Raw genomic sequence first — 24,600 nt, 5'->3', positions numbered from 1 at the left:
ATCGACCGGCCGTGAAAGGTGCTAATGCAGATTGCAAATATCTCCGGCGCGAACCCGGCAACCGATTCTCTTGCGGATTCGCTGCCGTTCGATGATCCCGTACTCGACGTCATGCCCATGGGCGTGTGCGTGCTCGACGCCAACGGCGCTGTGCAGCGCTACAACCGGATGGCCGATCAGCTGTGCGGCGGGGTGCTAGCCAGTCACGGACGCCTGCGGATGGTGCGAAACGATGGTGAGCTGATGCCGCTTGCCGATACCCCGCTGGCTTACGCGATTCGCACCGGTCGCTCCGCTCAGGACGTCGTGCTGCTGATCGAGCGGCCCGATGGCATTTCAGCCGCTGTGTTGGCCAATATCGAAGCGCTGCGCAACGGCACCGGACAGATCACCGGCGCAGTTGTGTGCTTTCAGGCTATTACGCCTGCGCGGCAGTCAAGCGCCGATCGGCGGCGTGATGTCGACTGGTTGAGCGCGATGGTGAACCACACGCCCGAATGCGTGAAGGTGGTTGATCGCGACGGGACGCTGGTACAAATGAACCCGGCTGGCCTGCAAATGCTGGCAGCGAACGCGCCGGAGGACGTGGAGGGTGCCTGCGTTTTTGAGCTGATCGCGCCTGAGCATCGAGCCTCATGGCAGGAGCAGCACCTCCGGGTTTGCGATGGCGAAAAACTCAGTTGGGAATTCGACATCATCAATTTCGCCGGGAACCGGCGGCACATGGAAACCCATGCAGTGCCCATGACGCTGCCAAATGACAGAAGCGGATCAAGGGGTGGTTTCGTACAACTGGCAATCACTCGCGACATTACCGAACGTAAGCAACTGGAGGCAGCGAATCGTGAGGCCGACCAGCGCTTGCGCGACCTTCTGGAGGCCTTGCCTTCGGCCGTTTACACCACCGATGCGAATGGCAAAGTCAGCTACTTCAACCAGGCTTGTGTCGAGCTGACCGGGCGTGTGCCCATCATTGGTAGCGATGAGTGGTGCGTATCCTGGCGGTTGTACTGGCCAGACGGCACACCGATGCGTCACGAGGACTGCCCGATGGCCGTGGCAGTGAGCGAAAACAGCGCTATCCAGGGTGCCGAGGCGTTGGCTGAGCGCCCGGACGGGACCCGTGTGCCGTTTCTCGCGTACCCCGCTCCGCTGCGTAACAGCGCCGGCGAGCTGATTGGCGCGGTCAATATGCTGGTCGACATCAGCGAGCGAAAGGTCGCCGACGATCATCGCCAATTGTTGCTCAATGAGCTTAACCATCGGGTCAAGAACACACTCGCGACGGTCCAGTCGATTGCTGCGCAGAGCTTTCGCCGCGATGCCAGCAACCAAGGCTACCAGTGGTTCGAAGGGCGCTTGATCGCGCTATCCAAGGCGCACGACGTGCTGTCGCGGGAGAACTGGCAAGCCGCTGACCTGCGTGATGTTATTGAGCAGGCCGTCGCGCCGTTCCGGGTCGATGGCCAGCAACGTTTCGTCAGCGAGGGGCCGGCGCAGCGGTTGCGGCCCAAGCAAGCGTTGGCGCTGGCTATGGCACTGCATGAACTGTGCACCAACGCGGCCAAATATGGAGCGTTGTCCAGCGACTCAGGCCAGGTGCGCATCGCCTGGGAGGTGTCACTGTCGGAGCAGGCACCCACTCTCCAGTTGCACTGGGAGGAGGTCGGTGGCCCGGTCGTTACCCCACCCGTACGCAAAGGGTTCGGGTCGAGGTTGCTTGAGCGCGGATTGGGTGGTGAGTTGGATGCCGAGGTATGTTTGGCCTATCTCGCCGGCGGCGTTGTTTGCGATATAGAGGTGCCGTTGCAATGAGTGGTCTGTGTTCGAAGGTACTGGTCATCGAGGATGAAGCGCTGATCGGCATGCTGCTGGAAGACATGCTGCAGGACATCGGCTGCGAACATGTGGAACTGGTGCCACGCTTTGCGGAGGGCATGCAGGCAGCCGAGAGCGGTGATTTCGATCTGGCAGTGCTGGACGTCAACCTAGACGGGGTCAATAGCTTTCCGATTGCGGATCGCCTGATCGACCGCCACATCCCGTTGGTGTTCGCGACCGGCTATGGCTCGGTCGGCATGGACCCGCGCTACGCGCACATTCCGACGCTGCAAAAGCCATTTTTCTTCAGTGACCTCGAGCGAGTCGTGCGCCAGGCCTTGGCAATTGACTGAGAGGGCAGGCCACGTTCTGAATGGCCTGCCACTGCACGTATGCTGCTGCGAGTGGGCGAAGCTGCAGCTGGCCGGTAGGGTGTTACGGCCCCTGTGTAACGAACGCCGAATTGCCTGTACCGTTCTGCATGATGGCCGCGTCGTACTGCTGCACGTTGTCCCATGCACCCGTTTGCACGAGCGACGCGTAATTCTCCGTGCCCACCTGCTCAATGGTGCCGCTGCTGTAGTAGCCCATCTGAACCACGTCTATCTCGTTGGCCGTTCCGTTCTGGTCAATGACAAGGCTGCTGCCGTCGAAATCCTGCTCGATATCGACCCGGTTGGAATTACCGGTGGAGCGCCCAACGACTGACGTCGAGCGTCCGCCTTGCTCTGCAGTCAGCACGTTGCCGATGCCGTCCTGGGTATAGGAGAACGATGAGAAGCCACCAGATTCCACCACATCTGCGACGTTGTCCGTGCCGATCTGAACCAACGCCACATCTCCTGAGGAATAACGGCCGCCTGAGCGCTGGTCGAGCGTCGCCTCGTTCCCGGTGCCGTTCTGGCTAATGGACGCATAGGCGCCATAAGGGAAACCGTCTTGAGTGAGTTTGATGACGTTGGCTGTGCCGGTCTGCTCGGTATCGGCAGAGGCACTGCCAGACTGTTCGATGTAGGCGGTATTGCCGTCACCGTTCTGGACGCCGGTGTAGCGTTTGCTCAGGCGCCCGACCTGGAAAACCTCGGTGGCATTGCGCTGTCCGCTCTGGCTGATCGTCGCGGCGTTCCCGGCGCCGTCCAGCTGTTCGATGTATGCAAGGTTGCTGATCCCTGCCTGCGAAATGGCGGCCGACTGGCCTACGCCCACCGAAGATTGAAGGATGGTCGCCAGGTTGTATTGACCGTCTTGACTGATCGCCACGCTGCCGTTGGAACCACTCTGATCGGTAACAGAGATATTGCCGCTGCCGACCTGATCGCTCTCGGTCGTCAATCCGACACCGCGTTGCTCGGTGAAGACAACGTTGGCCGTGCCGTTCTGACGCTGGGTGACGCTGCTGGAATCGCTTTGCTGAACCACATCGGCGACGTTATCAGTACCCGTCTGGTCCTGAACCGACTCGCTTGCGGCATAGGCGTGGTTAGCAATCAGCAGTGAAATGGCGGCTGCCAGGATTGTTCTTTTTGTTTGCATATCAGTATCCCTCCGCTGCAGGAGCCTGAGTTCTATTCGTCAGGTTTGCAGTTGTGTATCCACCGGAAAGACGACCTGGCATGGGCGGAGAATTAATACCTCCAGCACAACGCGGCATTAAACGAAGGCCTTGATGTAGGGGCCCGATTTGCCAGCATTCTGCTTTGTATTGTTTGGAAATAACGAGATGACGAGCGGGTGCGAAGGGGACTATGCCGGTTCTGGCGGGCGGCAGTCGGCGAGCAGCTGCTTGGTGAAGAACGTCTGTTGCGACTTGAGGTTGAACAGTTCAGGCGAGAACAGCCAGCTGTGGGTAATGCCCATAAGGCTTGCATAGACAAATAGCGCGCGGCTGTGTGGCTTGGCTGTGCCAGGGTCGATGCTTGGGCTTGCGGCTTCGATGAGCGTTTCCAGCAGCGTAACGATGTCGCGTGTCAGTTTGCGCTCACGCGCGAGGGTATCGGCCATCTGCTCGGTGAATTCGGTCTTGTTCAACAAGATCTCGAATGATTGCCGGTGCCAGCGATCCTCCAGCAACAGGCGAAACCATTCGCTGATGAAGTGCTCGAGAGCCTCGAGCGGCCGCTCGGCCATGCTCTGGCTCTGGGCAATCAGTTTTTCCAACGGCTGCTGGGAAAAGCCCAGAACCGCCTGGTACAACTCATCCTTGTTCTTGAAGTGCCAGTAGATCGGTCCGCGGCTGAAGCCTGCTTCATCGGCGATCATCGCCAGGGTCGTGTTGGAATAACCGTTTTTGCTGAACAGCTCCAGCGCGGCGGCGATGATCTTCAGCCGGGTTTGTTCGGCGTCTTCTTTGGTACGGCGCATGAGCTTGATCGTTGAGAGAGTGGGGAGAGCGAACGCGAGCTGCCAGCTTCAGGTAGAAGCTGGCAGCCGGCACTTTTACAACTTCCCGTCTGCCGCCATCTGCATGTAGGTGGTATCGAAGCGCAGTTTGACGTTGGCATCGGAGCCGAGCAACTTGTCGCCCGGCATGGCGATGCCGACGAAATCTACCGAGTCGGCGCCGTCGCCTAGCAAGCCGTGATCGAAGGAGAACTGGCGAACGCTGTCCATGGCTTGGTAGGCCTCGTCGCTTTCGATGAAGGCCAGCGAATCGGCCGGCTTCCAGAACATCTTCATGCCCTTGAGCTGGCTTTCGTAACCGGCTTGATCGGTGCCCGATGCTTGTCCCAGGGCTGCTCGTGCCTTGGCGCCTTCCTCGGTATCGCTTTCGAGGATGCCCATCACCTCATACCAGGCGCCTACTAGCGCTTTGCCGAAGTTCGGGTTGTCCGCCAGGGTTTCGCTGTTGACGATGGTCAGGTCCTTGATATGGCCCGGGATCTGGCTGGAATCGAAGGCCTTGTGCGCGCCGGGCATGGCAGCGACTTCATCGAGCAGCGGGTTCCAAGTGACGACGTTGCGCACGTCGTCGGTGCTGAACGCCGCGACCAGATCGGCATCCGAGGTATTCACAACCTGCACGTCGCGCTCGCTCATGCCGACGCTGTCCAGTGCCTGGGCCAGCAGGTAATGCGAGACCGACAGCTCGACCAGATGAATCGGCTGGCCTTCGAGCGATTTCAGATCGGCACTGTCCTTCATCACCAGGCCGTCGTTGCCGTTGGAGTAGTCACCGACGATCAGGGCCGTGGTGTCTACGCCGCCGGCAGCCGGGATCGAGAGCGCATCCATGCTGGTGGCGACAACGCCGTCGAACTGGCCCGCCGTGTACTGGTTGATTGATTCGACGTAGTCGTTGATCTGGGTGATGTTCACCTTGATCCCGTATTTGTCGGCCCATTTCTTCATGATTCCCGACTCGTCGGCGTACTGCCACGGCATCCAGCCGGCGTAGATCGTCCAGGCGATGTCGAAGGTTTTCTTTTCCTCGGCCTGCACGGCAAAAGGCGAAAGGGCTGCAAAGATCACGGCGCCGGCACAGAGTGCCCGCTTGAACGTATTGGCTTGCATGGTGAATCTCCTTTTCATCGAGTCAGAAGAATTTCAGGTAGCGCTGGATTTCCCAGTCGGAAACATGGGTGTGGTAGGCATTCCATTCGTCGCGCTTGTAGTCGACGAAGGCCTGGTACATGGCGTCGCCGAAGACCTGACGGGACAGCGGGTCGGCCTCGAAGGCGTCGATGGCTTCGGACAACGTACGCGGCAGGGTCTCGATGCCCATGTCCGCGACGTCCTTTTCGCTGTAGTCGTACATGTTCTCGCGGTGCGGTTGGCCCGGCTCAAGCTTTTCACGTACCCCTTCGAGACCAGCGGCAAGGATCATCGCGGCGCCGAGATAAGGGTTGCAGCCGATATCGGCGGCGCGACATTCCACTCGCGCGCCTTGGGACGGAATACGCAGCATGTTGGTGCGATTGTTGTTGCCGTAGCAGACGAACACTGGTGCCCAGGTCGAACCGGACATGGCGCCCTTGCGAATCAGCCGCTTGTAGCTGTTCACGGTGGGCGCGATCACTGCGCAAATGGCCTTGGCGTGTTTCAGGACACCAGCGATGAAGTGGTAGGCGAGCGGGGTGACACCACAGCCGTGCGGGTCCTCACCGTCCACCTCAAAGAGATTCTTGCCAGACGCCAGATCCGCCAGCGACATGTTGTAGTGCGCGCCGCTACCGGTGCGCTGCGCCGAGGGCTTGGGCATGAAGGTGGCGAACGCGCCATGCTTGCGGGCGATCTCATTGGCCATCATGCGGAAGAACACGAAGCGGTCCGCCATGGTGAGTGCGTCCGAGTACTTGAAGTCGGTTTCGAACTGGCCGTTGGCGTCCTCGTGGTCGAAGGAGTAGACGCCCCAGCCCATCTCGTTCATGGCCTCCACCAGTTCGTCGATCACCGGCAGGTTGTCCATCAGCAGTCGCGGGTCGTAGCAGGGTTTGGCTGCGGTATCGCGATCGCTGAGCGGGGCGAAGCCGCCGTCCGGAGTGTCCTTATAGAGGAAGAATTCGGTCTCGATGCCCAGATTGAAGCTGTAGCCCATCTCGGCTGCAGCCTCAGTCTGGCGCTTGAGAATACCGCGCGAGCAGGCGTCGAACGGCTTGCCGTCTAGGTACAGATCACTGGCGAACCAGGCCAGGCTGCGGTTCCAGCTGCACTGGGTGGCGCTGGCCGGGTCCGGCATGGCGGCGACTTCGTTGTCGCTGATCTGCTGCGGGACGCCGTCCAGCGCCGCCCCGGTATACAGCTCCGAGCCACGCAGCATCTGGCCGAGATGCGCCAGTGGCACAAATTTGCCTTTGATCACGCCGTGCATGTCCACGTAGCTGGCCATGGCGTACTTGACGCCTTTGTCCTGCAGGCTCTGTTTGAGTTCGTCGATCTGGGAAAGCGGAAAGGTCGTCATGGTGGGAAATCCCTTGCTGAATTCTGGCCAGCGTTACGCGCTGTGGCACGAATCCTTCATCCAATATACATGCCAGCGTGTATAGAAAAGCTGCTGCAAGACCTGCCGGGACACCCGCCAATGCTGCTCAGAGGAACTGCAAGTGCTTGAGATAAAAAGGGAAAAAAGATTCATCGAGCTGGGCGATCTAGCGCTTGAAAGGGGCCAGACTTTGCAGAAAGCGCGGCTCTGCTATCAGGTCGTCGGCTCGCCGAATGCACAGCGAGACAACATCGTGCTGATTCCCAGCTACTACGGTGGATCGCATTGGGGCAGTCTGCCCCTGCTTGGTGCAGGCAGCCCCCTGGCCAGTGGTGACTGCTGTGTGGTGTTGACCAATCTGTTCGGTGCCGGTTGGTCCAGCTCTCCGAGCAATGCCACCGCAGGGCAGGGCGGTGCGGATTTTCCGCACATCACGCTGGCGGATAACGTGCGGGCGCAACGCATGTTGCTCGACCAGCTGTTTGGCCCAACATGGCAATTGCACTTAGTCACTGGCTGGTCCATGGGCGGAATGCAGGCGCTTTACTGGGCATTGTTGTTCCCTGAAAAGGTGCAACGCATCCTGCCGTTTTGCTGTACGGCGCGCTGCTGGCCGCACAATTTCGTCTTCCTTGAAGGTGTGAAGGCAGCTCTGCAGGCCGATTCGGCCTGGCTGGGCGGGCGTTATATCAAAGCACCCGAACGCGGCCTGCGAGCCTTCGGCCGCGCCTATGCCGGTTGGGCTTACTCGCAGGCGTTCTTTCGCGCCGAGCAATGGCGTGAGCTGGGTTTCACCAGTCTCGATGCCTTGCTCGACTATTGGGAACAGGACCACCTGGAGCAGGACGCCAACGATCTGCTTTGCGTGCTCGATACCTGGCAGTCAGCCGATCCGTCCGCGCTGCCCGGGTTTGGCAGCCTGGACGAGGCGCTGTCCCACCTTTCTGCTCGGGCGATCATCATGCCCAGCAGCAGTGATCTCTATTTCACCGTTGAAGACGCGCGACACGAAGCCTCGTTGATGCCCAACGCCGAGCTGCGGGTGCTGCAGTCGGACTGGGGCCACTGCGCTGGCGGGCCAGGGCGCAGTCCGCAGGCTATGGCGCAGGTCTTCGCCGCCATGCATGACCTGCTGGCGTCCTGATGTGAGCCCTAGGACGGCTGGCACGGTTCTGGCTAATAGCTAAAAGCCAGCGCCGCCAGGTGCTGTGCTTTCCACCGCCTCTGCGGACACCTGCCATGGGATGCGTATGCCGAAAGACTCGATCGATATTCTCTGGGTCGTGCTGTGCGCCGGTCTGGTCTTCAACATGCAGATTGGGTTTTTGTGCCTGGAAGCCGGCCTGACGCGAAGCAAGAACGCCATCAACGTCGCGACCAAGAACATGGCTGACCTGTGCATCGCCTTGCTGCTCTATTGGTCATTCGGTTTCGCGCTTATGTTCGGCACCAGTCAGGACGGGGTGATGGGCACGGGTCTGTTCATGCTTGAACTTGCGGTCGACGACAGTTGGCCGCTGGCTTTTTTCCTGTTCCAGGCAATGTTCTGTACGACCGCCGCCACCATCGTTTCGGGCGCGGCCGCCGAACGTATGCGCTTCAACGCCTACCTGATCGTCGCCGCGCTGTCGGCTGGTCTGATCTACCCCTTGTTCGGCCATTGGGCATGGGGCGGCGCCTTGCGTGAAGGTCAGGGTTGGCTCGCGCAGCAAGGATTTGTCGACTTTGCGGGCTCGACCGTGGTGCACGGCGTAGGCGGGTGGATCGCGCTGGCAACGGTGATGGTCATCGGCCCGCGCGCGGGCCGCTTCGATAGCAAATGGCTGCGGCAGAACATGCCGGGCTCGAACCTGCCACTGGCGATGCTCGGCGGCTTGCTGCTGCTGTTCGGCTGGTTCGGCTTCAACGGCGGCAGCACCTTGAGTTTCGATGGCCGCGTGCCGGGAATCGTCGTCAATACCGTTGTTGCAGGCATGGCTGGCATGGCATTGGCGATGCTGCTATCGCAATGGCGGCACGGCTACGTCGAGCCCGTTGCGTTGCTCAACGGTATGCTGGCCGGGTTAGTGGCGATCACCGCGAGTGCTCATGCGGTCAGCATTGCCGACTCCCTGCTGATCGGGGCAGGCGGCGGCCTGGCGATGTGGCTGGCAGACCGGCTGTTGGTGCGCTGCGCCATCGATGATGCGGTCGGCGCGGTTCCGGTTCACTTGGCGGCTGGCTTGTGGGGCACTGTGGCGGTAGCGCTGTGTGCTGACCCGCTGCTGCTCGGCACCGGTCTGAGTCGTTTCGATCAACTGATGGTTCAGTTGCAGGGCGTGTTGGTATGCGCGGTCTGGGCCTTCGGCGTGACCTATCTGCTGTTGCGGCTGATCAATCGGTACTACCCGATGCGGGTAAATCCCGATGATGAGCGCGTGGGATTGAACGTCAGCGAACATGGCGCACGCACTGAACTGATCGAGCTGCTCGACGCCATGGCTGAACACCAGCGCCAGGGCCATTTCCAGCGCGAAGTGGAGGTCGAGCCGTTCACCGAAGTCGGGCAGATCGCCGAGCAATACAACAAGGTGATCCGTGCCCTGCAACACGCAGTGGCGAAGACGCAGAGCATCGTGCGGGACATCCGTGACGGCATTGTTACCTATGGGCCCGACGGCATCCTGACCAGCTGCAATCCCGGCGCCGAACGACTGTTTGGTTTGCCGGCCGAGCAGATCGTCGGGCAACCCTTTCAACGTTTCGTCGTGGGCAGCAGTGGTTCGCTGTTGCCGGAAGCCGGCGGCGAGTTAAAAACCGAACTGATGCTCCACGGCAAAGACGGCGAGTTGTTTGCCGCAGAGCTGACCGCCAGCCAGGGAAATCGCCCGCAGGACGCCTTCGTTTGCATGGTGCGAGACATCACCGAACGCCGACAGATCGAGGAGCAGCTGTTCGCGGAGAAGATGCTCGCCCAGGTCACGCTCGCTTCCATCGGCGATGGCGTGATCACCACCGACCGGGCTGGGCGCGTGCGCTATCTCAACCCCAGCGCCGAGCGGCTGATCGGCTGGAGCCAGGCCGCCGCGCAGGGGCTGGTGCTTGACGAGGTCTACCAGCTATTCGACGAGGCCACCGGTGCGCGGCTGCTCAATGCCGCCAGCCTCGGTCTTCGGCGCAGAAGTGACCGTCAGGATCGTACAGAGCGTGCGCCGGGCATCCTTCATCGACCTGATGGCACGCAATTGGCTGTACAGGATGCGGTTGCGCCCATCCGCGACGCCGAGGGTGCCGTCATCGGTACTGTGCTGACCTTTCGCGATGTCACGGTCACCCGCCAGCTGGCTCACAAGCTGACGTTCCAGGCCAATCACGACAACCTGACCGGGCTGGTCAATCGCTCCGCGTTCGAGCGCCAGATCGAGTCGCTGCTGCGCGAATATACCGGTGGCGAGCATGTTCTCTGCTACATGGACCTGGACCAGTTCAAGGTGGTGAACGACACCTGCGGCCATGCCGCCGGTGACGAATTGCTGCGCCAACTGGGTCAACTACTGAGAGGCCGTGTGCGGGGCAGTGATCTGCTGGCGCGCCTGGGCGGCGATGAGTTCGGCATCCTGTTCAATGAGTGTTCGTTGAAACAGGCGGTGCGGGTTGCCGAAGACATACGCCACGCGGTTGACGAGTTTCGCTTCAGTTGGGAGGGCAAGAGTTTCGCGGTTGGCGCCAGCATCGGTCTGGTGGCCATCGACGAGCACGCGAAAACGCTCGGCCCTTTGCTTGGTGCTGCCGATAGTGCCTGTTATGCGGCCAAGGACGGCGGTCGCAACCGCGTGCATGTGTATCAGGCGGACGACCAGCAACTGATGGAACGCCGCGGCGAGATGCAATGGACGCACCGGCTACGGCAAGCACTGGATGGCGACCTGCTGCGTTTGTTCGTGCAGCCTATCGTGCGTGCCGCAGGCGACGACGGTTCGCAGCGCTATGAAGTGCTGGTACGCATGCAGGGCGAGGATGGCAGCATCATTCCCCCCGGCGCCTTCATGCCCGCGGCTGAACGTTACGATCTGGCACCAGCGGTGGATCGCTGGGTGGTCGGCAATTTCCTGGCATGGGTTGGCGATCTACGTCGTCGTCCCGGTGCGTCGCTGGGGCATTATTCGATCAACCTGTCGGCAACCTCGCTGGGTGAGGAAAGCTTTCTCGAATTCGTCCTGTCGGCCATCGAGCGCCACCAAATCCCCGCCAATTGCCTGTGTTTTGAAATCACCGAAACTGCGGCGATCGCCAACCTCAGCCGTGCCATGACCTTCATGAACAGCCTCAAGGCTGTGGGTTGCAGCTTCGCACTGGACGACTTTGGCTCGGGCCTGTCGTCGTTCGGGTACCTCAAAACCCTGCCGGTGGATTATCTGAAGATCGACGGCAGTTTCGTTCGGGACATTGATCGCGACCCCATCGCGCGGGCAATGGTGGCGTCGATCAACAACATCGGCCATGAAATGGGGCTAAGTACCGTGGCGGAGTTCGTTGAGTCAGCGGCCATCCTCGAGTGCCTGCAGGACATCGGCGTCGACTACGTGCAGGGTTACCACCTGGGCCGGCCGGGACCGCTCGCCGAGCTATCCGGCGTGCGGATGATGCCGCGCTGAACGACGATGCGATCTGGACCGGTAGGGTGGGCCGGGCAGCGTTCCGCTTTAGCCCACCGCGGGCTGCTCAGCGGGTACTGAAGGGGACAGCTGCACAACCCGCTCGACAGTAGGGTGGGCTTCAGCCCACCGTGGATGCTAACCAGCGATCGCTGTCAGTTTCTGGAGCTGGTCGAGATCGGTCTCGACCTCAATCCCAAGATATCGAACGGTGCTCTCCAGCTTCGTATGGCCGAGCAGGAGTTGAACCGCCCGCAGGTTCTTCGTTCTGCGATAGATCAGTGATGCCTTCGTACGTCTCATTGTTTGAGTGCCATACATGGCAGGATCAAGGCCTATGGCTTTCACCCAGCCTTTTACTATACGAGCGTATTGACGAGTGGATCGATGGACCTGTTTCACCCAAACGCTTGGTTCATCGCATCGGGCGTTTGATATTTCAAAGATAGGTGCGGACGCTCGCGCGTTGTAGATCGCTACCGACTCGCTCACCATCTTCTTCGCCTGGGTTAAATCCTGTGGTCTCTGGAGCAAAAGCTCGGTCTTCAATATCCCATTGACCCGCTCTGCAATTGCGTTTTGATAACAGTCATAGCCGTCCGTCATCGAGCACCTGATACGGTGCGAAAGCGACGCCGTTATCGTAGAAGTACGCAATCATGGCGGCCCTCTACTTCCGCCGCAGTCATTGAAGGAAATTTTTAATCCCTTGGTTCAACTTTCAGAAAACGAACGGAACGAAGGCCGACCGTCGAATAGCCTGGGCCTTGGTATGTTCATTGCGCGTGAAATCACTGTGGCACACGGCGGAACCATAACGGCAGAGTCGAACCAAAATTACGGTACCGTACTTACCGTCAATCAAGAACCTGGGCGGTCCAAGAACCGAACGCTGGTAGCGGTACACCTAATTGCCGGCGGTGGTCAGACTGGCGATCCCGAGTGAACGCGCGGTTTGAAGTTTAGTTGGGCGAAAAGCGGGTTAAGGGATTAAGGAGTCGGTGTATCGTGAAACGGCATCAGGAATGACTAGCGAATTGCACGTGCTGATGGTTGACGACGAGTTCGATTTGCTCGAGATCGTCGCATCGCTGCTCGAAACTGAAGGCTTCCAAGTTTCAGTGTATGACGACCCTCGGTCAGCCGTGGCAGCCGTATGTGATGGGTTAACTCCTGATTTGGTAATGCTCGACTTTCGCATGCCGTGGTTGAACGGCTCGGAGACTCTCAAGCAGATGCGAGGATGCGGGCTGACGGCGCCTGCCGTGCTGGTATCGGCCATGGCGAGCCTGGCGGCTGAATCGGCCGCAGCTGGCTTCGACGATGCGCTGTCGAAGCCCTTTGAGATCGACGAGCTGGCCCGCCTGCTGCGACGCCTGCCGTCAGTAACGCGCGCACCGGGTCCAGGAATGGCCTGATGATCTTTCTGTCCAATATCAGGCATCCCGATGTAGACCAGGTCCGCGCCGCTTGGGAACGCTACGTGCGGCACGAAGAGCTGGCGCCCGACACGCTGCGGCCGTACGTGCTGAGAGCGTGGAACCGCGCACGCGCCAGCGGGTGCAATCCTCGCCTCGGCCGCGCCGACCTGCTGGGAGAAAGCGAAACACAGCAGCTGCTCGCACAGCGTCACGAGTTCATCACGGCAACAGCGCCCTTTCTCGGGGCCTTATCCAGAGCGGCAGGGGCCAATCGGCATGCGGCGATGCTGGCGGACACCGACGGCCGCCTGCTGCGTCTGGTCGGCGACCCTGAGACAATGGCCGATGAGAATTTCCCGCGACCGGGCTCCCTGCTTGATGAGGCTCATGCGGGCGCCAACGGCGTCGGCACCTCGATCGTGGAGAACGGTTATGTGGAACTGGTAGGCCCCGAACATTTCATCGAGGGCTTTCAGGCTTTCACGTGCCAGGGTGTACCGATCACCGGGCCGCAGGGTCCGGTGGGCGTGCTGAGCATGTCGGTACGGACCCTGGCCACGGCTGACCGTGTGCGTGACATCCTGTTCTGCGCCACGGAGGCGATGGAATGCGATTTGCTGGCCAAATGGCTATCTAGCACCAGCGGTGAGGAGATGGTGCACATCCTGGAACGTCTGCGGCAAGACATGCTGCAACGCCTTACCACCGCCCGCTTACGCATGGAGGTCGCTGCGCGCCGGATTGCCGCCGGTGCCGACGTAAGTACCATGGTGCAGACATCTTGGGCTATGAGCGGGCAGTTCGCTCGCCAGGCCCAAACCTGGCGCGTGCTGGCGCTTGAGCGCACCGGCCCCGCCCAGCTTGAGCCGCTGGAGCTTGCAGACATCGTGCAGGACCTGGTGGATTTGCTTGCCACCGAGGCGCGGGTGATAGGCCTGCAGTTCGAGTGGGCTGTTGCCGAACGCGTGAGGGTGCTGGACGATCGTCAGGTGCTGACTCGACGCCTGCTCGGGGGCTTTCTGTCGGCCCTGCAGCGGGCAGCGTCCGGGTCGACCCTGGTCATCGAAGTCCGGGCTGTTGCGGGGCTCGGGCGCACGGCGCTCAAGGAGCGCCTCACCGACGGCCGGGTGTGTCAAGGACCAATATTTGAATCCTTACGGGAGTTGTAAGTCGCCCCGAGTTCATCGCGCGCGGTGCGGGTGCAGAGGAGCTCTTCGCTGAGTTCGAAGCACCGATGAGAGATGGCAACGGACAAAACCTCATAACCATTTACTCGTCATCGCCAGTTGCTGAGCACTCCGAGACCATAAGGTTGATCCGCGAGTGAATCGTTCCAAGTTTCGTGGACGCCTCCAAACCTCAAAATCGAGCCTAGATGAACATCCGCTCTTGGCCGGTGGCAGCCATTCTCGGATGCCGCGTTAAGCATCAGGTCAAACGGGCCGCGCAGGTGGAGCTCGCGCGGCCAGTCGATGAATTACCCGGCAATGGCCGTGAGTTTGGCCAATTGATCGAGATCGGTCTGCATGCCTGACGTCTCCCTGATGCGCGTCAGGATCTCGCGTTTCAGGGCGGTGAATTCGGGCGACAGCTTCATGTCTTGGTTGCGCTGCGCTGGCAGCGGCACCTCATAGATGGAATCGATTCGCCCTGGCCGTGGCGCCATCAGCACCACGCGGCCGCCGAGGTAGATGGCTTCTTCGACGTCGTGGGTGACGAACAGAATCGTGGTTTTCTCGAGCTTGTGCACGTGGCGGATCAGGTCGTGCATCACCTCACGCGTCTGGGCGTCCAGCGCGCCGAAGGGTTCGTCCATCAACAATGTCGCTGGCTTGGGCATCAACGCTCGGGCGATGGCCACGCGCTGCTGCATACCGCCGGACAGCTGGCTTGGAAAGGCATCGGCAAAGTTAGTCAGGCCCATCAGGCTGAGCAGGGCGTCGGCTCGCCCGCTAGCGGTTTCAACGTCACCATCGCCACGCACTGTGTCCGAAATCACTTTGAGTTGGCGGCAGAACTTGATGTTTTTCATGACCGTAAGCCATGGGTAGAGGCTGTAGTGCTGAAAGACCATCGCGCGGTCGACGCCGGGGCCGTCCACGGGGTTGCCATCGAGCAGGATTTCGCCGCGACTCAGGGTTTCCAGGCCGGCAATGATGCGCAGCAGGGTGGATTTGCCACAGCCCGAGGCGCCGACGAAGGTGATGAATTCGTTGGGGCGCACATCCAGGCTGACCGATTGCAGCGCCTCGACCTCGCGCGTGTCGCTAATAAAGGTTTTGCCTACCTGCTGAATACGGATCTTGGCGTTGGTCATGCTTGTGTCCTCCACGGGAAGGCGCGGCGGGAAAGCCAGCGGAAGGCCTGGTCGGTAAGCAAGCCGATCAGACCGATCAGCAGGATGCCGGCGAAAATCTTGTCGGTGTGCATGTAGCGCTGAGCCTTGAGAATGGCGTAGCCGAGGCCCGAATTGGCGGCGACCAGCTCGGCAACCACCAGGTAGGTCCAGGCCCAGCCGCAGGTGATGCGCAGGGTGTCGAGGATTGCCGGTCGCGCAGACGGCAGGATCACCAGCTTGACGATTTCGCTGCGATTGGCGCCCATGGTCTGGGCGGCCTCGATCTGGGTCATCGGCACGCGGCGGACGTCTTCGGCGACCATCAACACCATCTGGAAGAAGGTGCCGATAAAAATGATCAGCACCTTCGAGCCTTCGTCGATGCCCACCCACAGCATCACCAGCGGTATGAAGGCCACCGCCGGCATGTAGCGGATGAAGTCGGTCAGAGGTTCGAGGAACGCCTGCACCGGGCGATAGGTGCCGATATACAGCCCCAGCGGCAACGCCAGTAAAGCCGAGGCGCCGAACCCGGCCATGACCCGCCAGACGCTGATGCCAATGTCGGTGAGCAGCCCTTCGCTCGACCACCAGCGGCCTAATCGCTCCAGCACGGCGCCCGGGCTGGGCATGAACATCGGATCGGCCAGCCCTAGCGCGGTATAGGCCCACCAGAGAATGAACGGTGAAATCAGGCCCGCTGCCGCCAGTGTCCAAACAGTGGTTTTCGGCAGATCGCCACGAATGCGCCACCAGCGGGCGCGGCGCGTTTTGGCAACGGGCGCGGGTTCTGCGCTGATCGGTTGCGCTGCGACCGCCGCGCACGGCTCCAGATTCGTGTTCGCGCTAAGGGACAAATGCGCCGTCATGCGACTACCTCCTGAACGAGAGCTGAAATCGGATTCGCCACGCTGACCCAGCCGAGCGTTGGTGGGAATTGGCCAATACGGGCCAGGTCCCCTTCGGGAATACCGGCGGGTTGGCTGAAATTCCAGTAGCTCGGCAGCAGGTTGTCGCCGACACGCCCCGGCAAGGTCGAGTGGCTGATCATCCAGGGTGTAGCGCCGTTGCGTTGGCGGCCGAAGGATATTTCACAGGCGAGCAGCTTGAGGCGTTTTGCCGGAGCGGCGCGGGCAAGTTGGTCGCGTAGTTGCCCACCCTCGGGGTTCAACGGCGCAGGCCTGTCGGCAACGAACATGAAGTAATCCCCGGCAACCAGCAGGCAGGCCTGGCGCTCCGGCTCATCGGCTGACCGCAGCCACAGTCCCCAGTTGGTGCCGCTGGATTCGGGTACACGCTGCCAGACTTCGTGATAGCGGCCGTCCAGGCCATCTTCGAGCAACCGATCGGGCCCCTCGAAGCGCATGCGGCCGATGTCGGGTGAGCCGCTGGGCGGCTGGTAGTCGATCAGCCGATGCCATTGGCAAATGTCGCCTTCCACCCTGGTCAAGCCGGCAAAGCCGGCCTGTTCGCACAGGGCCAGCTGTTGTGCATGCGTGCACGTGGCAAGCGAGGCAGCGGTGGTTGGGGGATGGGGGATGCGCACGTCGGCGTGCAAATGGGCCGTCTGCAGCCAGTACACATCGCTGGTTTCGTCGCGGCATCCGTCGGTGGTGGTCAACAGGCGACGGCGCCATACGCCCAGGTAGGTCTCGGGAACGCTGTTCATGCGTGGTACTCCGGGAATCGTTTGAGGGTTCGCCAGAAGGCCATGTCGTGGTTCGGCCACAACTCGGCTTCGGTTTCGGCGGCCAATCCCTTGAGCTTGCGGATGCTGTCCAGCGCCATGTCTTCGCGGTCCTGCCAGCAGAGACCGGGCGCTATTTCATCGGTGAGGTTTTCTTCCAGATCCGCCGCGTCTCCCGTCAGGATGACGGGCTTGCCATGCGGCAGTTCGATCAGCAGAGACATGTGCCCAGCGGTGTGGCCGGGCGTGTTGATTGCCTGCACGCCGGGCACCAGTTGGTATTCCTCGCGCTGGAGACTCCAGCGGTTCTGGTCAACGAAGGGGCCAGTGAAATCGTCGGCGAAGTAGGCATCGTCGGCCTCGGCGAGAGCCGCTGCCAGTTCGGCCTCGTGCACATGCACGTCGCAGCCGCACAGCTCGCAAAGCCCGCCGGCGTGGTCGAAATGCAAGTGACTGAGAAACACCAGGTCGATGTCGGCCGGCGTCAGGCCGTGCCGGGCCAGGTGGGCCGGCAGACGCTGGTCGTCATGCATGTCCGGTGGCCCCATCGGGAACTCCAGCGGATCGAACCAGCGCGTTTTGAGTGCCGGGTTGTTGATCTTGGCGTAGTCGCAGCCGACATCGAAGAGGATGCGGCCCTGCCGGGTCTCGATCAGGAACGCCAGGATTGGCGCCTCGATCAGGGTGCCGTGGCCACGATTGCGGGTGGAAATCGACTTGTCGTAGCGATGGGTGGCGGTCAGCAGCGGCCAGAGCTTGAGCACGTCGGTCATGCGGGCATCTCCAGCAAGGCGATCAGCGCATCGCTGGTGATGACTTCGCCGAACAGTCCGCCTTCGACGCCGATCATCGACAGTGCCGCGGCATGCAGCGCCGGGTAGGCAGAGCCGCAAGCGTCAGCGACCGTGAGGCAGGAGTAGCCGAGATCCACCGCCTGGCGCAGCGTTGAGGAAACGCAGACCTCGGTGGTTACACCAGTCAGGATCAACTGACCGATCCCGCGGTTTTGCAGCAGCAGTTGCAGATCGGTATGAGCGAAGGCGCTATAGCCGGGCTTGTCGATCACCGGCTCGCCCGGTTCGGGCATGAGCTCGTCGATCAGCGCGTTGCCAGGTTCGCCTCGCACCAGAAGACGGCCCAACGGACCGGGGCTGCCGATTGGCGCGCCGCTGGCCTCGGCACGCCGGCGCTTGGTATTGGGGAGGTCGCTGAGGTCGGCGCGATGGCCTTCGCGGGTGTGCACGACCAACAGCCCGCATCGTCGCGCCGCCACCAGCAGCTGGCGGATAGGCTCGATGGGCGCGCGCAGGCGCTCGATGTCCAGCCCAGCCTGATCGGCATAGCCGCCCGGCGCGCAGAAGTCGCGCTGCATGTCGATCACCAGCAGCGCGGTATGCGCCAGTGCGAGGTTCACTGCAGGTTCCCCAGGTCGAACTCATGGCAGACCGCCGCAGCGATACCGCTGACAATGTCGTCGGCCATGCGCAGTCCCTTGTCCGCTGTCGACCCCTTGGCCGAAGACAGCACGCCTGAAGGTGGCACCCATTCGGTGCGGGGCGGATACATGTCGTACGGTGGAAAATCTGCGCAGGCTTCCTCCGGGATACGCTCCAGCGCCACCAGGTTGGGGTAGTAATGCAGCATCAGTGAGGTTTCGATGACGGCCGCGTGCTCAAGGGCAAAGCCTGGAAAGCCGTCCGGAAACACGTCAGCCAGGGTCTGCTCACGGCAGAAGTCCCAATGTTCCAGGCGCATGACCTCGAGACCTGCATCCGGGCCCAGTTCGCGCAGCGCCAACTGGATGCCTTCGCCGACGAACCACTGGTTCTCGTAATGCCCGACCACCAACACCAGCCGCCTGACGCCGTGTCGGTGAAATTCACGCACCGCGTCGCGGACCAGTGCGCTCAGCGTGGCGCCATCCAGGCTGGTGGTGCCGCAAAAGTGCTGGCCGCCGCCACATTTGGGCTGTGATTTGTAGCCGTAGGACAGGGCGGGTGCGACCAGCCCGCCGACGCGTTGCGCCACATCGGCGCAGATGGCGCTGGCGAGCAGCGCGTCGGTGCCCAGCGGCAGATGCGGCCCGTGCTGTTCGGTGGCACCGCAGGGCAGGAAGAGCACAGCGCCATCACGCACGCGGCGTTCGTACTCGACCCAACTGAGTTGATCCATGTGCACGCTGTTCATAGCGAAGGGCTCCGAATTACGATCAGGGCCGGGCGTTCCGGCCAGCTGGCGATCAGTGCGGCAAAGGTCACAAGCGCCGCGCCTAGCCATTCATGTGTGGTGATGGCCTGGCTACCAAACCAGGCGGAGGAGAGCACCGCAGCCACCAGCTCGAAGACGACCAGCACTGCCGCACGGCCGGCTTCGATATGGCTGACGCCGTACTGCACCGCAGCCATGCTCAACAGCCAGCCGAGGGCCATCAACCCGATCTGCCAGCTCAGCGTGAGGCTCAGCGGTGGCGGGTAATCGCCCAGCAATGGGCAGAGCACGGCGGCAATCAGAGCGCTACCGACGAAAGGCGCCAAGGTCTTGCTGGCCAGCGGCACCTGGTCGGCGGCGCGGGTAGCGAGATTGTTCAGACTGAAACCGAGGCCGGCCGCCAATGCGAGCCAGTCGTTGCCACTCAGCGGGCGGATCAGCTCGCGGCTGACGCCAAGGGTCAGGGCGATGCCGAGCATGGCCACCAACAGCGCGCCGATTCGTAGCGCTGTCAGGCGTTCGCCCAACAACAGCCAGCCACCCAGCACGCCTCAGACCGGCGCCAGGTAGAACAACAGCATCACGCGAACCACGTCACCGGTAGCCAGCGCCGTGACCAGCGCGGCGGTCGCACCGCCACCGCAGATGGCGATGGCCAGCAGACCGTTGCGCTGCGCTGCCCAGGCATGACGCTCGCGCCAGAGCACCGGCAAGGCGATCAGGCTGAGCAGTCCGTAGACCAGCAACACCAGCGGCATGCCGACCAGGCCAACGCTGGCGAAGTGGTGCAAGGGCAGCCAGCCGAGGCCCCAAGCGACGGCACCCGTGACCAGCAAGACCTGTGGCAACAGGGTCATCATGCGCCCATCCAGGAACCGCCGTTGGGCCCAAGTATTTGCCCGGTGAAATAGCTGGCCTGTGGCGAGAGCAGGAAAACGATGGCTGCCGCCACTTCATCAGGCGTGCCGAGTCGGGCCATGGGAATGTCCAGTTCCTTGGCCATCCATTCGGCGCTCATGTTTTCTGCTGAGACCATCGCCGTGGCGATGGGGCCTGGCGCGACGGCATTTATCCGTATGCCGCTGGCGGCGAATTCACGCGCCAGCGAGCGGGTCAGGCCGATCACGCCGGCCTTGGCGGTGCAGTAGGCGGCGTAGTCGCTGCGGCCGAGAAAGCCGAGGTCTGAAGCTACATTGACGATGGCGCCGCAACCACGCGGCTGCATATGCCGCAGCGCCTGCTGTGTGCATCGATAGACACCGTGAAGATCGACATCCAGTACCCGTGCCCAGTCTTGCTCTGTGGTGTCGAGAAAGGGTTGTTCCAGAATGATGCCGGCGTTGTTCACCAGCAGGTCCAGCGGCCCTTGGGCGAGGATTTGCTCGAACATCCCGGCCACGGCCGCCGCTGACGCGACGTCCGCTTCTACGCAACGTGCTCGGCCGCCAAGCGCATCGACCGCCGCGCAGAGCTGCTCTGCCAATTCCAGTTGGCCTAGGTGGTTGATCCAGACGCTCGCGCCCACTTGCGCCAGGCCCAGCACGGTGGCCCGACCAATCCCGGTTGCCGCGCCGGTGACCAGCGCCACTTTGCCTTCCAGTGGCTGGCGATTCATCAATGCATCACCTCGCCATGGCTGACCGACAACGCCTGCCCGGTGAGCGCCGCCGCCAGCGGCGAGCCGAGAAACAAGAAGGTTCCGGACAGGTCCGCCGGGGTCAGCAGCTCCGGAATCGCCTGGGCCGCCAGCACCGCGACCAGCTCTTCGGCTTCGCTGCGCCCGTTTTCCGCCGCCATGATGCGCAACGAACGCATCGCTGCATCGGTGCCGATCCAGCCTGGGCAGACGGCATTGACGCGGATGCGCCGCGGTCCCAATTCCCAGGCCAGTGAGCGGGTCAGGCCTATCACCGCATGCTTGCTGGCCGCATAGGCTGAAAAGCCCGGTACGCCTTTCAGCCCCCAGATCGAGGCCTGGTTGATCACACTGGCACCGGCACGAAGACGAGGCAGCAGCGCACGGGTCAGTCGCTGCATGGACGACACATTGTTGTCGAGCAAATGCGTCCAGCAGGCGTCAGCCTTGGCGCCAGGGTCGGTAATCGGCGTCTGGTATTCGATACCGGCATTGTTGACCAGCACTTCGACCGAGCGGTTACGGCAGGCCAGATCGTCAGCGAAGTGCTGCACGGCGTGCCAGTCTCCGAGTTCCAAGGTGGTGGCGTGCAGCGGCCCATCCGGTTGCAGACTTTCGGCCAGTTCGGCCAGTGCATCGGGGTCGCGATCGACCAGCTCCAGCGTGGCGCCGGCCTCGGCGTAGGTCTTTGCCAGCTGCCGGCCTATACCGCCAGCAGCACCAGTGAGGACGACGCAACGTCCGCGATAATCGAGCGCTTTATGCATTTCACACCGCCGTGAGGAAAGACACGCCAACTGCACCGTAGAAGCCGTCGGCCTTCTGCGGCCCTTCACCGACCGAGCCATAGTCGTCATCCAGCACACGACGCAGGCGATAGCGGTGGAAGCTGCCGAGCAGATCGCGCATCGGAATGACCTGGTTGTAGGCGCTGCCGTACAGCTCGGCATGCAGCGCGGGCAGGCGATACCAGGGCGCGACCGGTTTCTCGTGATGGGCGTTGTGGTAGGGGAAGTTGAGCAGCAGCAGATTCAGCGATGGCCAGCGTGCGGACACCACATTGCTGAAGGTATTGACTTGCTCGTAGGCGCGGTCGCGTTGCTTGTTTTCCGGCACCTGGCCGTCCTCGAGCACAGCGAAGGCGTCGTAGGTGTGCTGGTAGGCGTCGGCGAAGCGAAGCACCGTGACCATCAGCATCCAGGCCACGGCATACAGCACCAGAGCTTTCAACGAGAACCAGCCAAGCAGCCCGAACAGCAGCGCGCGGATAAGCATGATCTGGGCGACCTTGTCGCGGCGCGCGCGGTGCTTTTCGTTGCGCGTGACGAAGGGCAGCACGATCACGTAGCCGTGCATGATCAATTCGACTGCCGGCACGTAGGCCCACTCCAGCGCTACAACCAGCTTCTGGAACCACAGGGGACGGGCCTTGAGAAAGGCCTTGCTGTCGAAGGTGATCACGTCGGCACGGTCGACGTGGTGACGCATGTGTTTCTTACGCAGGTCCTGAAAGTCGGCATAGCAGCTGCCGGCCAGCCAGCTGCACGCATTGCCCGCCCACTGATTGTGCTTGGGCACGCTGAAAATGGTGCCGTGAGCAAACTCATGAATCAGGTAGGCGGCAATGATCATTGCGTGACCAAGCAGTAGCGTACCCAACGCATTCAACCAGCCATTGGCCGGGAACAGCAGCGCCAGCCCGGCGATGTAGCCGAGCAGGGCATAGGTCATGGCCAGGGTGTTTGGCACTCGACCATCTGCATAACGGAAAAGCGGCTTGCGGGTTTTCATACGGGTCTCCTGCCGGGGCGAGCGCGGCTCGCCCCGGCGCGCATTACTTGGCGAGTGCTTCGGTGAACTGCGCGTCGTAGGTGTCGCTGAAATCCGGGGCGGAGGGAATCTGGCCGTTATCCACCAGCAGCTTGGCAATGATCGCGCCGCTGCCATGGAAGGAATGGGTGTCGTCGCTGGGCGCGAAGCTCTTGCTCATTTCCGCGAGCGGGATGTTGTAGGCACCGGACATCTGTTCGGTGGCTTCTTCGGCGCTGACGCCCAGCACCTCGCCAATGATGTCTGCCGACTCCTCGGGATGCGCCTGCATGTAGGCGAGCCCGTCGAGGTAGCCCTGGATCATCGCCTTGATGGCGGCAGGCTTCTTGGCGATCACCGCTTCGTCGAAGACCAGCACGTCGGTGATCAGGCCGGGCGCATCCTTGGAGGAATACACGACCTTGAACTTGTCGCCGCTGCCCATCGAGAGGATCTGCGACACGTTGGGCTCGTAGGTCACACCAACCGGCAGGTTGTCTGAGGCCATGGCACCGGGAATGCCTTCGGGCGTCATGTTGACCGGCTGGATATCCTTCTCGGTCATACCGTTCTGTTGCAGCGCGTAGGCGAGCAGAAAATCGGACGGCGAGAGCGGGTTGTAGCCAACTTTCTTGCCTTTGAAATCGGCCACAGAGTTGATCGACGCATCCGCGACGATGGCGTCACCACCGTTGGAGAAATCGATGGGCATCACCACGCGGTGCTTGAGGCCTTTGGCGACGGAGGCAACGACCTGGTCATAGGTCAGCATGCCGCCATCGAGTGCGCGGCTGAGCATGGCGGTGGGAATCAGGGCCGGGTCGTTGAAGAACTGCAACTCCACGTCCAGGCCGTGAGGTTTGAACAGGTCTTTCTTGTCGGCCACGTAGAACGGCCCATAACCGGCCCAGACGACGGTGCCGATCTTCAGTTTTTCCGCCGCCTGAACCACCAGCGGCGCGAATACGGTCGCGACGGCCAGGGTGGCGCCGAGCAGGGTCTTGTGCAGCGAAGGAAACAGCGGACCTGTCATGGTGAAACTCCTACACAGTGGAAGAACCGGCACGGGATGACATCGCGTCCTCCCGGGCTTTTATCCCGCCGTGTAGTCCCAATCCTTGGGACCGGAGAACTCTCGGACCAGCGCTCATCTGCATGAGCCGGAACCCTAGTTCGCCTGTTGTGTAGCTCCTGTGTGCCGAGCGATGTGAGCGCTGTCGCGACTCATCCCGTTCTGTTCTGAGTAGAGCAGGTTGCGTGCCAGTTCGCCTTTCAAACCAATACGGCTTTTGTATCAATCAGTTGAAGGCATTAACTAGAAATCTTCTAGGCCTGGGGCGGCCTGCAATCTGCGCTCAAATGGTGAGGTGTGCGCCGGGATGGTGCTGTCGGTTCCGGTTATCAGCGTTGTGATCAGTCTCACGGCGAGCAACGCGTGCAGCGTGGGTTCGGGGTAGCCCAACCGGCTATGATCCGTGCGCTTTGGAAACGGATGTCCCTAAATGAAAAGGTTTCCCCTGTTCGGGCTGTTGGTGCTTGCCTTCCTCTCGATCGGCGTTGGCGCGATCAAGATGATGACTTGGTCTAGATCCAGAGGCTTGTATCACCTGACAGCGGCGGACTGGCAAAGCGTGCTGGCGTGTGCTGACAGCGTTTCGTCCAGATGCACATATTCGGAGTCAGTCGAAGCACTGCTTCGAGTCGATATTTTTTCGATGGGGCAGGGCGCGGTGGCAGGGCTCGCCATCCTTACGGCAATCGTCGTCTGTCACCTTGCCAAGGCCTCGACACGATCCTACATCCTGCTGCTCGTTGTGCTTCTTGCGTTTGCCCTCGCGACTCAATTCGCGCACCTACAGTCCGCTGAGTTGGCAGATCACTTCGTCCGCTCTGGCTTGGCCTCTGTTAAGCAAGACTGTTCGAACGGCCGGGCTACGGAGACCTGCGGCGACTACATGGCGCGCATGCAGGGGATACGATACGGTGCCATGATCCTCTCGAAGGTGGGGTTCGCGCTGCTCGCGGCAGCGGCGGTTGCGCTAAGCGCGGTACTCGCGCTCGCTCTGGGCGCCGAAAACACGCGAATCTCCATGTGACTGAGGACGATGGCGGCGATGATGCTCAGGCC

At 61.6% G+C, this 24,600-nt stretch carries 24 protein-coding genes, 2 pseudogenes and 1 riboswitch; of the genes and pseudogenes, 8 read left to right on the top strand and 18 right to left on the bottom strand.

Features of this window, described 5'->3' with window-relative positions:
- The first annotated feature begins 24 nt into the window (after positions 1 to 24).
- A complete protein-coding gene (locus RT21_RS02225) occupies positions 25 to 1,815 on the top strand; it encodes a PAS domain-containing protein (RefSeq protein WP_052724715.1) in 1,791 nt (596 codons plus the stop codon).
- Positions 1,812 to 2,174, top strand: a complete 363-nt coding sequence (locus RT21_RS02220; protein WP_046161406.1) for a response regulator — start codon at positions 1,812 to 1,814, stop codon at positions 2,172 to 2,174. The genes RT21_RS02225 and RT21_RS02220 overlap by 4 nt, the downstream gene beginning before the upstream one ends.
- Positions 2,175 to 2,256: 82 nt before the next feature.
- Here RT21_RS02220 and RT21_RS02215 read toward each other — a convergent pair whose 3' ends face one another.
- The 4 genes from RT21_RS02215 to glnT form a co-directional block, all read right to left on the bottom strand.
- Complete coding sequence (locus RT21_RS02215; RefSeq protein ID WP_052724714.1) at positions 2,257 to 3,354, bottom strand: hypothetical protein; 1,098 nt, start codon at positions 3,352 to 3,354, stop codon at positions 2,257 to 2,259.
- 210 nt (positions 3,355 to 3,564) lie between these two features.
- On the bottom strand, positions 3,565 to 4,182 hold the full coding sequence (locus RT21_RS02210) for a TetR family transcriptional regulator (RefSeq protein WP_046161405.1): 618 nt from the start codon (positions 4,180 to 4,182) through the stop codon (positions 3,565 to 3,567).
- Positions 4,183 to 4,257: 75 nt separating this feature from the next.
- Positions 4,258 to 5,331: a putative urea ABC transporter substrate-binding protein gene (locus RT21_RS02205; protein WP_046161404.1), complete on the bottom strand. Its 1,074-nt coding sequence runs from the start codon at positions 5,329 to 5,331 to the stop codon at positions 4,258 to 4,260.
- Between the two features lie 22 nt (positions 5,332 to 5,353).
- Positions 5,354 to 6,718: a type III glutamate--ammonia ligase gene (glnT, locus tag RT21_RS02200; RefSeq protein ID WP_045426979.1), complete on the bottom strand. Its 1,365-nt coding sequence runs from the start codon at positions 6,716 to 6,718 to the stop codon at positions 5,354 to 5,356.
- Positions 6,719 to 6,860: 142 nt separating this feature from the next.
- Here glnT and RT21_RS02195 point away from each other — a divergent pair, with 142 nt between their 5' ends.
- Complete coding sequence (locus RT21_RS02195; RefSeq protein ID WP_046161403.1) at positions 6,861 to 7,883, top strand: alpha/beta fold hydrolase; 1,023 nt, start codon at positions 6,861 to 6,863, stop codon at positions 7,881 to 7,883.
- A gap of 106 nt (positions 7,884 to 7,989) precedes the next feature.
- Entirely contained in the window at positions 7,990 to 11,373 is a 3,384-nt protein-coding gene (gene amt, locus RT21_RS02190; RefSeq protein WP_046161402.1) for an ammonium transporter, read from the top strand.
- A 138-nt stretch (positions 11,374 to 11,511) separates the two neighbouring features.
- Here the strand turns inward: amt and RT21_RS23515 are convergent.
- Positions 11,512 to 11,763 (bottom strand): annotated as a pseudogene (locus tag RT21_RS23515) (tyrosine-type recombinase/integrase); the annotation flags it as partial.
- 8 nt (positions 11,764 to 11,771) lie between these two features.
- A pseudogene (locus RT21_RS23510) lies at positions 11,772 to 11,997 on the bottom strand (integrase core domain-containing protein); the annotation flags it as partial.
- Between RT21_RS23510 and RT21_RS24320 the strand changes: the two are divergent.
- The 3 genes from RT21_RS24320 (at position 11,978) to RT21_RS02175 (ending at position 13,963) form a co-directional block, all read left to right on the top strand.
- Positions 11,978 to 12,319, top strand: a complete 342-nt coding sequence (locus RT21_RS24320) for an ATP-binding protein (protein WP_082082092.1) — start codon at positions 11,978 to 11,980, stop codon at positions 12,317 to 12,319. The pseudogene RT21_RS23510 and the gene RT21_RS24320 sit on opposite strands and share 20 nt — an antisense overlap.
- Before the next feature lie 79 nt (positions 12,320 to 12,398).
- Positions 12,399 to 12,791: a response regulator transcription factor gene (locus RT21_RS02180; RefSeq protein ID WP_052724713.1), complete on the top strand. Its 393-nt coding sequence runs from the start codon at positions 12,399 to 12,401 to the stop codon at positions 12,789 to 12,791.
- Positions 12,791 to 13,963 (top strand): sigma-54-dependent transcriptional regulator family protein, encoded by a 1,173-nt coding sequence (locus RT21_RS02175; protein WP_052724712.1) that lies wholly within the window; start codon positions 12,791 to 12,793, stop codon positions 13,961 to 13,963. Before RT21_RS02180 ends, RT21_RS02175 begins: the two co-directional genes overlap by 1 nt.
- Before the next feature lie 308 nt (positions 13,964 to 14,271).
- Here RT21_RS02175 and RT21_RS02170 read toward each other — a convergent pair whose 3' ends face one another.
- From RT21_RS02170 to RT21_RS02120, 12 genes are read right to left on the bottom strand one after another with little or no spacing between them, the layout of a single operon-like run.
- Positions 14,272 to 15,111, bottom strand: coding sequence for an ABC transporter ATP-binding protein (locus tag RT21_RS02170; RefSeq protein ID WP_046161401.1), 840 nt, complete (start codon positions 15,109 to 15,111; stop codon positions 14,272 to 14,274).
- Positions 15,108 to 16,001 (bottom strand): ABC transporter permease, encoded by an 894-nt coding sequence (locus tag RT21_RS02165; protein ID WP_046161400.1) that lies wholly within the window; start codon positions 15,999 to 16,001, stop codon positions 15,108 to 15,110. Before RT21_RS02165 ends, RT21_RS02170 begins: the two co-directional genes overlap by 4 nt.
- On the bottom strand, positions 15,998 to 16,801 hold the full coding sequence (locus tag RT21_RS02160) for a hypothetical protein (protein ID WP_046161399.1): 804 nt from the start codon (positions 16,799 to 16,801) through the stop codon (positions 15,998 to 16,000). Before RT21_RS02160 ends, RT21_RS02165 begins: the two co-directional genes overlap by 4 nt.
- Positions 16,798 to 17,592, bottom strand: coding sequence for an N-acyl homoserine lactonase family protein (locus tag RT21_RS02155; RefSeq protein ID WP_046161398.1), 795 nt, complete (start codon positions 17,590 to 17,592; stop codon positions 16,798 to 16,800). Before RT21_RS02155 ends, RT21_RS02160 begins: the two co-directional genes overlap by 4 nt.
- Positions 17,589 to 18,233: a cysteine hydrolase family protein gene (locus tag RT21_RS02150; RefSeq protein WP_082082091.1), complete on the bottom strand. Its 645-nt coding sequence runs from the start codon at positions 18,231 to 18,233 to the stop codon at positions 17,589 to 17,591. The genes RT21_RS02155 and RT21_RS02150 overlap by 4 nt, the downstream gene beginning before the upstream one ends.
- On the bottom strand, positions 18,230 to 19,006 hold the full coding sequence (locus tag RT21_RS02145; RefSeq protein WP_046161397.1) for a creatininase: 777 nt from the start codon (positions 19,004 to 19,006) through the stop codon (positions 18,230 to 18,232). The genes RT21_RS02150 and RT21_RS02145 overlap by 4 nt, the downstream gene beginning before the upstream one ends.
- Positions 19,003 to 19,575: a DMT family transporter gene (locus tag RT21_RS24025; protein ID WP_234463645.1), complete on the bottom strand. Its 573-nt coding sequence runs from the start codon at positions 19,573 to 19,575 to the stop codon at positions 19,003 to 19,005. Before RT21_RS24025 ends, RT21_RS02145 begins: the two co-directional genes overlap by 4 nt.
- A 3-nt stretch (positions 19,576 to 19,578) precedes the next feature.
- Entirely contained in the window at positions 19,579 to 19,887 is a 309-nt protein-coding gene (locus RT21_RS24020) for a hypothetical protein (RefSeq protein WP_234463644.1), read from the bottom strand.
- Positions 19,884 to 20,642 carry an SDR family NAD(P)-dependent oxidoreductase gene (locus RT21_RS02135; protein ID WP_046161396.1) on the bottom strand — a complete coding sequence of 253 codons (759 nt, stop codon included), beginning with the start codon at positions 20,640 to 20,642 and terminating at the stop codon, positions 19,884 to 19,886. The genes RT21_RS24020 and RT21_RS02135 overlap by 4 nt, the downstream gene beginning before the upstream one ends.
- On the bottom strand, positions 20,642 to 21,430 hold the full coding sequence (locus RT21_RS02130) for an SDR family NAD(P)-dependent oxidoreductase (RefSeq protein WP_046161395.1): 789 nt from the start codon (positions 21,428 to 21,430) through the stop codon (positions 20,642 to 20,644). Before RT21_RS02130 ends, RT21_RS02135 begins: the two co-directional genes overlap by 1 nt.
- A gap of 1 nt (position 21,431) precedes the next feature.
- A complete protein-coding gene (locus tag RT21_RS02125) occupies positions 21,432 to 22,454 on the bottom strand; it encodes a fatty acid desaturase family protein (RefSeq protein WP_046161394.1) in 1,023 nt (340 codons plus the stop codon).
- A 43-nt stretch (positions 22,455 to 22,497) separates the two neighbouring features.
- Positions 22,498 to 23,505, bottom strand: coding sequence for an ABC transporter substrate-binding protein (locus tag RT21_RS02120; protein WP_046161393.1), 1,008 nt, complete (start codon positions 23,503 to 23,505; stop codon positions 22,498 to 22,500).
- 47 nt (positions 23,506 to 23,552) lie between these two features.
- A riboswitch (guanidine-I (ykkC/yxkD leader) is annotated at positions 23,553 to 23,655 on the bottom strand.
- 319 nt (positions 23,656 to 23,974) lie between these two features.
- On the opposite strand from RT21_RS02120, the gene RT21_RS02115 reads away from it, so the two are divergent.
- Complete coding sequence (locus RT21_RS02115; RefSeq protein ID WP_046161392.1) at positions 23,975 to 24,568, top strand: hypothetical protein; 594 nt, start codon at positions 23,975 to 23,977, stop codon at positions 24,566 to 24,568.
- The last annotated feature ends 32 nt before the right edge of the window (positions 24,569 to 24,600 follow it).

This window comes from Pseudomonas sp. 10B238 (assembly GCF_000970615.1).
Lineage (GTDB): Bacteria > Pseudomonadota > Gammaproteobacteria > Pseudomonadales > Pseudomonadaceae > Stutzerimonas.
Note: the sequence above shows the minus strand (reverse complement) of the source record. Positions and strands in the feature narration are given on the sequence as shown.